The sequence below is a fragment of the Parapedobacter soli genome (assembly GCF_025460835.1).
Lineage (GTDB): Bacteria > Bacteroidota > Bacteroidia > Sphingobacteriales > Sphingobacteriaceae > Parapedobacter > Parapedobacter soli.
In genome coordinates, this window is sequence record NZ_JAMXAY010000096.1 from 1 (window position 1) to 6,857 (window position 6,857).

Here is a 6,857-nt window from a genome sequence, read left to right on the forward strand (position 1 = left end):
CGGTAAGCTAAAATTCGATTACCCACACTATCCGTCATAGAGCCAGAATCTCTTTACAGCTTTTGACGAGTTTGTAAAAAGTAGTGGTAAACGCAATGATTGGACAACTGCTACTTACACCAAGTTTAATACTGTTCGTTCACATCTTTTTTCTTTCAAAAGCAATTTTCAGTTTACTGATATTAACGAAAAGACGTTATTAGACTACGTTTCATTTTTACGCATTGAAAAACAGATGCGTAATAGCACCATCGAAAAGCAAATTAGTTTTGTAAAGTGGTTTTTGAAGTGGTGTAAAAACAACAATTATACAATTACCTATAATTTTGAAGAGTTTAAACCAAAACTAAAGGAAACATCTAAAAAGATAATCTTTTTAACTCAAGAGGAAATCGAACAGATTAAATCAACGGATTTAGGCACAAAGTCGTACTTAGAACGTGTACGTGATGTATTGCTTTTCTGTTGCTATACAGGACTTCGCTATTCAGATGCCTTTAGCCTAACAAGACACGACATTAAAAATGATGCTATTGAGTTTGTTACCAAAAAGACAAATGATATGCTGAGAGTTGAATTAAACAAACACAGTAGAGCAATATTAGAGAAGTACAAAGATGTACCTTTTGAAAAAGGAAAGGCTCTACCTGTTATTTCTAATCAAAAGATGAATGACTACATAAAAGAACTTGGAGAGTTAGCAGAGATTAACGAACCGATTAGAGAAACCTACTATGTAGGCAATGAAAGAATAGATGAAGTAAAACCCAAATACGAACATTTAAGCACTCACGTAGGGCGAAGAACATTTATCTGTACCGCTTTATCATTGGGGATACCTGTACAGGTTGTAATGAAATGGACAGGACATTCAGACTACAAATCAATGAAGCCTTATATTGATGTAGCTGATACGATTAAAGCGAATGCAATGACTAAATTTGATATGATATGAATACAGTAGATGCCCAATTAGAATTAACAAGATTTATGACTGATAACACAATAGTGATGTGGGAAAAAGAATTAAACACATCAGGAAATTCGTTTAATTTCGATTCCCAAGATATTTATAGACAATATATGATTAATATCTTAATGTTTGATTTTAAAGACCGAATTGATTCTGCAAAAGACACACAAGAAAGAAAAGAAATTTTATCTATTGTTAGAGAAAATTTGGAGACAATAATTAAGTTGTATGAAAAAAATTCTGATTTCTTCACTAATCTTGATAGAGATGGACTTCGGTTAAAGAAATACCGAGAAAGAAATAAAAATAGTTTGTCAGATAATGATTTAACAATGGAATTGTATAGAGAAACGGAATTGCCTGAACGTAAAACCTACTTTGAATCAAGTTTTTACAAAGAGATAGGTTTTTTAAACTACGACTACCACCAAGAGATATATAATCATAGTAAAAGGCTTTTAAAAGATGTGAAATCAAATTTTAAGGACTATGAAATGTATGACAATGATTATCTTTTTATTAATGACAAGCCTATATTTTCAATGGGACTTATTAGTAAACTACATAGTATAGTAAACAATCAATTTATTGAAGATATATCAGAATATGATTTTTATAGAGAGATAAATATCTTACATACAGTGAATAAAATAAAAATCAAAGAGGATTTTCTATACACTTTCTTTTATGTAATTCATTGCTTACATAATAACATAGAAAACAAAAGTTTAAAGAAAAAGTGGTTTGCTCAAATATTAAAAGAATTTAAGATTAAGAAAGCAACTTATGACTCTAAGTATAAACACATAACAGGTAGCAGTGCCAATGATACATTAAAAGAGTATCGCAATCTCATTGATTCAGCTTTTAAACAATAAAGTACTATAAAAGCCTTTAAAATTTATAAATCCACCTTTGAACCACTTTAGAATTTTACTAAAGTGGTTTTTTTGTGCAATAAAGTGTGTTTTTCCACCCCCTCTCCACCTTACACACATCGTAGTTTTGAATTGTTCGAACATCACAAAATCGTATAATTTAAAAACTAAAACTATGTATATAAGCGAATTAAAAGAAAAGCCAGTTTGGCAAATGACAGGAGAAGAACTATTACAGTTATTACAAACAGTATCTATAAAGGATTTTAAAGAACTCAATACTTCGCAAGAAACGCAACAATCTACAAAGCGTTATGTTTACGGAATACGTGGTATAGCAGACCTACTTGGGTGCAGTATTACCACTGCTAATAAAATCAAGAAAGAAGGTCATATCAAAAAAGCGATTATCCAAAGAGGTAGAAAAATTATAGTCGATGCTGACTTGGCATTAGAACTATTCGCTAAAAAATAAAAGGGACAACTTGTGCAAATCGTCCCTTAATATCCAATTAAAGTATAACTCAACTCTTATCGTATAAAGATAAGGATTATTAAAACACAAGTAAATATGAGCTTAGATATACCCTATATCCGAGTAGGAACTGCTTACTTTAAAATCATCGAAAAACCTTTGATATCAGGTGATAAAGTTAAAGTAATGGTGCGTTGGACTCGTGAAACGATTGTATCAGATCACGGAAAGTCCTACTTAGAGAACGTCTTAAAATTAGATGGCTTTTGCTGTATTCCAGACCATCTTAACTATCAACCAATCGTAGAAAATTTTTTTAATACCTATAATGAATTAAATATGAAACCAATAGAAGAAGATTTTAACTTAAATGAATTAGAACAATTGATTCCAAACTCACTACACTTTGTAAAGCACATATTCGGAAGTGAACAATACGAATATGGTTTAGACTATCTAAAGCTATTGTATGAGAAGCCAACGCAAACCTTACCAATATTGTGCCTTGTTAGTAAAGAACGTGCAACAGGAAAAAGCTCTTTTATTAAATGGCTTAAAAATATCTTTGGACTCAATATGACTTATATCAAAGGAGATTCTTTTGGTTCTCAATTTAACGCTGATTGGGCAAGTATGTTATTAGTTGCCATAGACGAAGTATTCTTTGATAAGAAAGAGATTACAGAGCGTTTAAAGTACCTTTCTACTACTGACAAAGACAAAGTTGAAGCAAAGGGAAAAGACAGACAGGAAATAGAGTTTTTCGCCAAGTTTATTCTTTGCTCTAACAATGAGGATGATTTCATTCAAATAGACGAAGAAGAAATACGTTTTTGGATTCGAAAGATTAAACCTATTGAATCAGAAGACGTTCACTTTATCAAGAAGCTAACAAGTGAAGTTCCTTATTTCATCAAATACTTACTTCTACGACCTTATTACACCACGCAACAAACCCGAATGTGGTTTACACCTAAACAGATACTTACAGCTTCCCTTTTAAAACTAATTAGTAAAAACAAAATAGAGATTTCACTTTTAGAACTTTTAAACCTGTGCTTTGAAAAGGTTGCCGAGGATGAAATTTGCGTAGCTCCCAATGATTTACTCTTGTTATTACGCAAGACAAACCCAAAACTAATTATATCTGCTAGTGAAATAAGAAAGATTTTAAAGAAATGGGATTTCGAACCACAAAATAACACAAAATCTTATCAAGGAATAGAGCTTTTATCTCATGGAGAATTTGTTAAAATAGAACGTAGAGGACGTTACTACATCATTAAAAAAGATTTATTCTATAAAATATTTGATGCAATGATGCAAGAATAGATTAAACTATTGTTTATTAATAAGTTACACTGCATCAAAGTCTGCATCAAACTAAAAATACATCAAGTTTGATGCAAGAGTGATGCAAGAAACAAAATGAGTTTGATGCAGTGATGCAAGAGTGATGCAGAGTATTTTATTGAAATACAATTGATTAACACCTTTCTGCATCATTGCATCAAAAAAAACAGATTTTTAACCCGACTATTTCAAAACGTATGAATTGTGAATCAGCTAAACAAATTAGCCTAACAGACTTACTTAAAAAGTTAGGTCATACCCCAACCAAAATAATGAGAGTTGATTGGTGGTATCTCAGTCCATTTAGAACTGAAAAAACAGCATCATTTAAAGTGAATATTGATAAAAACGTGTTTTATGACCATTCTGCTGGTTTTGGTGGAACAACACTTGATTTTGTGATGAAGTACAATAATTGCGATATTAAATCAGCTTTAGAATTGCTCAAAAACGATTCTTTTTCTTTTCATCAGCCAATTATTGTGAGTTCTAACATTATTCAAGAACCAACATATACAATTCAAGCGATTAAGCCATTAACACATCCAAACTTGATACAATATATCACTGAGCGTAATCTTAGCCTTAAAATGGCTCAAACTTATTGTAAGGAAGTACACTATACTCTAAACAACAAATCATATTACGCTGTTGGTTTTCCCAATACCACCATAAATGGTTTCGAACTAAGAAACGTGTATATAAAAATGTGTCTTGGAAAAAAGGCAGTAACCTACTTTGATAACAAAAGTAAACATATTGTCTTGTTTGAATCTTGGAGTGATTACATCAGCTTTTTAACCCTTTATCCAAATGCAGAAAAGCAATATGATTATTTGATTCTTAATTCCGTATCAATGTTGAATAATACAATAATTAAAACACCAAATAATTATTTGTACAAATGTACAAATGGGGAATTGTATAAATGTATCAATGTACAAATGGATAAAAGTATCAATAATACTTTGTACAAAGAATTAAAGTATGAAAGTATTATTTGTTGTTTCGACAATGATAAAGCTGGAGAAAGTGCCTTTCAAAAAGTAGCTCAGACCTATACAAACGTTGTTGATGGACGAAAACTGTACGAGAATCACAAAGATTTGAATGATTATTTACTAACTATTAACCGCAATGATTTGACGTGAGAATTATCGAGATGTGTCTTTGTCCTTACAAATTGGAAATTTGACAACCAAAGACCACTCGTTTTTCTCCCGAAGGTCGCAAAATGGGTAAGACGATGAAAAAAACAAAGAAGATAGAATTTAGAGTAACTCTTACAGAGGCTCTAATCATAAAAAACAAAGCAGAAAAAGTAGGTTGTAGCGTTTCGGAGTACATCCGAAACACCGCACTTGACTATTCTTTAGCGTATAAATTAACTCCTGATGAAGTTGAAGTTTACAAATTACTGAACAAATACACAGATAATTTTAGGCGAATAAGCAACCTTTTTAAGCTTGGTGATACAACAGGAGTTAAAGAACACACTATTGAAACAGCTAATCTAATTCGGACTCACTTACAAAAACTACTGTAATTATGATAGCTAAAGCAAAATCTTGTGTTGGTGGCACAGCATTATTCAATTACGTAATTGATGATAAAAAGGGATATGAGCTATTAAGAAACAATCTTTCGGGGGATACTCCGAAAGATATGTTTCAAACGATGCAGATACTACAAAATCAAAACAGCAGATGTAAAAACAACACAATATCGGCTGTTATATCTCCAACTATTGTAGATAGTCAAAAGATGAGCGATAGAGATTTACGAGCATTAGCCGTTGAGTTTTTACTTGGTTTACAAATCGATCCTACCAAAGCTCAATTCATTGCTTTTGTTCATACAGAAAAAGAGCATAAACATATTCATATCATCGCCAATCGCATAGATGAAAATGGCAAAGCTCTAAAAGATAATTACATTGGTTTTGAAGCTCAAAGAGTTGCTCACGAAATAGCACTTAAATACGGTTGGACGTCTATAAGACAAGAAAACGAGAATAAGAAACAAAGAGCTAACAACACAAACTTAATAGCTAAAAACACTATCAAAACAGCTCATAGGGAAGTTTTAAGACAGGAACCAAAAGATTTACAACAATACATTCGATTAATGCTTGAAAAAGATATTGAGGTTAAACCAACTATTAATAAACAGGGGAATATTCAAGGATATCGCTTTATTCATTTACCAACTAATACAAACCTAAAAGCAAGTGAAGTTGACCGAAATATGAAGTTGAATGATTTATTTAAAAATACAGCAAGCACAGAGTCAAAGAATGAAGTAGAAAAACTATTAACTAAGCAAGAAGCAATCGAACCACAAATGCAGAATTGGAAAACAGATGTGTCTGTTTTATTTAGTTTGTTATCTGCTTTTCAACTTAGTGGTAACGATGAAGATGATGAACAAAAAAAACGTAAACGAAGAGCACTAAAAAGATAAACAATGGCAAAGAACCAACCTAAACTCACTGATATGACAGAACTATTACTTCAGCAAGTCATACAATTAGAACACACGATAAAACAAAGTAAAAAAACTCATTTAGATACCATCAAAGAATTAAGTAACATCAAAGTAACAGTAAATGTTGCTGAACTTCGACAGATAGAAAAAGAACAAAGACAACGCTTACAGAATGACTTCGATCAATTTCATCGAGAGATAACAAAAAATAATGAGGAGCTTTTGAAGGTTCACAAGGCTGTTAGCTCAAAGAGGTTATTCTACTTGATTGTATTGAACATCTTTTTACTTTTAACAACAGGTTTTTCAATGTATTTAGCTGTTAAGAATACTATTGAGAAATCGGAGTATGAGCGTTTAGAAAAAGAAAAGGGGCAATTAATAAATCAATTAGAAAATGTAAATCAGTTTTTTAACAAAAATCCAAGGACAGCTAAATCTTTCAAAGAGTGGAGTCAAAAGCAATAATTGAAAAGTGTTTATCAAAGTTATTTCCGTAAAATTTTTAGAGCTTTGAAGGCTCAAAATTTTATGGAATAACTTTGTTGGAATAGGTTCACAATATTTTAAAAGATTTACTAACGACGTGCCGCGTATTGGCGATGGGCGGGATTTTTAGCACTGAACTTTAATCGAAGAACAGAAATTGAATTTTGCACTTCCGTTGATACGAAGCCGTTCAGCCCGCCTA

Annotated in this window: 8 protein-coding genes and 1 pseudogene; all 9 read left to right on the forward strand. The window is 31.6% G+C overall.

What is annotated here, in order from left to right:
- Positions 1–58 precede the first annotated feature (58 nt).
- Positions 59–310, forward strand: a pseudogene (locus tag NGM62_RS21220) (phage integrase SAM-like domain-containing protein); the annotation flags it as partial.
- A complete protein-coding gene (locus NGM62_RS21225; protein ID WP_262250323.1) occupies positions 284–955 on the forward strand; it encodes a site-specific integrase in 672 nt (223 codons plus the stop codon). The pseudogene NGM62_RS21220 and the gene NGM62_RS21225, both read left to right, overlap by 27 nt.
- Positions 952–1,851 carry a hypothetical protein gene (locus NGM62_RS21230; protein ID WP_006260870.1) on the forward strand — a complete coding sequence of 300 codons (900 nt, stop codon included), beginning with the start codon at positions 952–954 and terminating at the stop codon, positions 1,849–1,851. The genes NGM62_RS21225 and NGM62_RS21230 overlap by 4 nt, the downstream gene beginning before the upstream one ends.
- 175 nt (positions 1,852–2,026) lie before the next feature.
- Positions 2,027–2,326: a DUF3853 family protein gene (locus tag NGM62_RS21235; RefSeq protein WP_006260872.1), complete on the forward strand. Its 300-nt coding sequence runs from the start codon at positions 2,027–2,029 to the stop codon at positions 2,324–2,326.
- 96 nt (positions 2,327–2,422) lie between these two features.
- On the forward strand, positions 2,423–3,658 hold the full coding sequence (locus NGM62_RS21240) for a primase-helicase family protein (protein WP_006260873.1): 1,236 nt from the start codon (positions 2,423–2,425) through the stop codon (positions 3,656–3,658).
- 218 nt (positions 3,659–3,876) lie between these two features.
- On the forward strand, positions 3,877–4,830 hold the full coding sequence (locus NGM62_RS21245) for a toprim domain-containing protein (RefSeq protein WP_036496816.1): 954 nt from the start codon (positions 3,877–3,879) through the stop codon (positions 4,828–4,830).
- A gap of 95 nt (positions 4,831–4,925) precedes the next feature.
- Entirely contained in the window at positions 4,926–5,225 is a 300-nt protein-coding gene (locus NGM62_RS21250) for a plasmid mobilization protein (protein WP_006260875.1), read from the forward strand.
- A gap of 2 nt (positions 5,226–5,227) precedes the next feature.
- The gene (locus NGM62_RS21255; RefSeq protein WP_006260876.1) at positions 5,228–6,142 is read left to right on the forward strand and encodes a relaxase/mobilization nuclease domain-containing protein; all 915 of its coding nucleotides are present in this window, start codon (positions 5,228–5,230) and stop codon (positions 6,140–6,142) included.
- Positions 6,143–6,145: 3 nt separating this feature from the next.
- Positions 6,146–6,634, forward strand: a complete 489-nt coding sequence (locus NGM62_RS21260; protein ID WP_006260877.1) for a hypothetical protein — start codon at positions 6,146–6,148, stop codon at positions 6,632–6,634.
- Positions 6,635–6,857 lie beyond the last annotated feature (223 nt).

Bases quoted from the DNA above. Each gene is read 5' to 3' on its own strand.
- NGM62_RS21230 (WP_006260870.1), top strand. From the start codon at position 952: ATGAATACAGTAGATGCCCAATTAGAATTAACAAGATTTATGACTGAT.
- NGM62_RS21235 (WP_006260872.1), top strand. From the start codon at position 2,027: ATGTATATAAGCGAATTAAAAGAAAAGCCAGTTTGGCAAATGACAGGA.
- NGM62_RS21240 (WP_006260873.1), top strand. From the start codon at position 2,423: ATGAGCTTAGATATACCCTATATCCGAGTAGGAACTGCTTACTTTAAA.
- NGM62_RS21245 (WP_036496816.1), top strand. From the start codon at position 3,877: ATGAATTGTGAATCAGCTAAACAAATTAGCCTAACAGACTTACTTAAA.
- NGM62_RS21250 (WP_006260875.1), top strand. From the start codon at position 4,926: ATGAAAAAAACAAAGAAGATAGAATTTAGAGTAACTCTTACAGAGGCT.
- NGM62_RS21255 (WP_006260876.1), top strand. From the start codon at position 5,228: ATGATAGCTAAAGCAAAATCTTGTGTTGGTGGCACAGCATTATTCAAT.
- NGM62_RS21260 (WP_006260877.1), top strand. From the start codon at position 6,146: ATGGCAAAGAACCAACCTAAACTCACTGATATGACAGAACTATTACTT.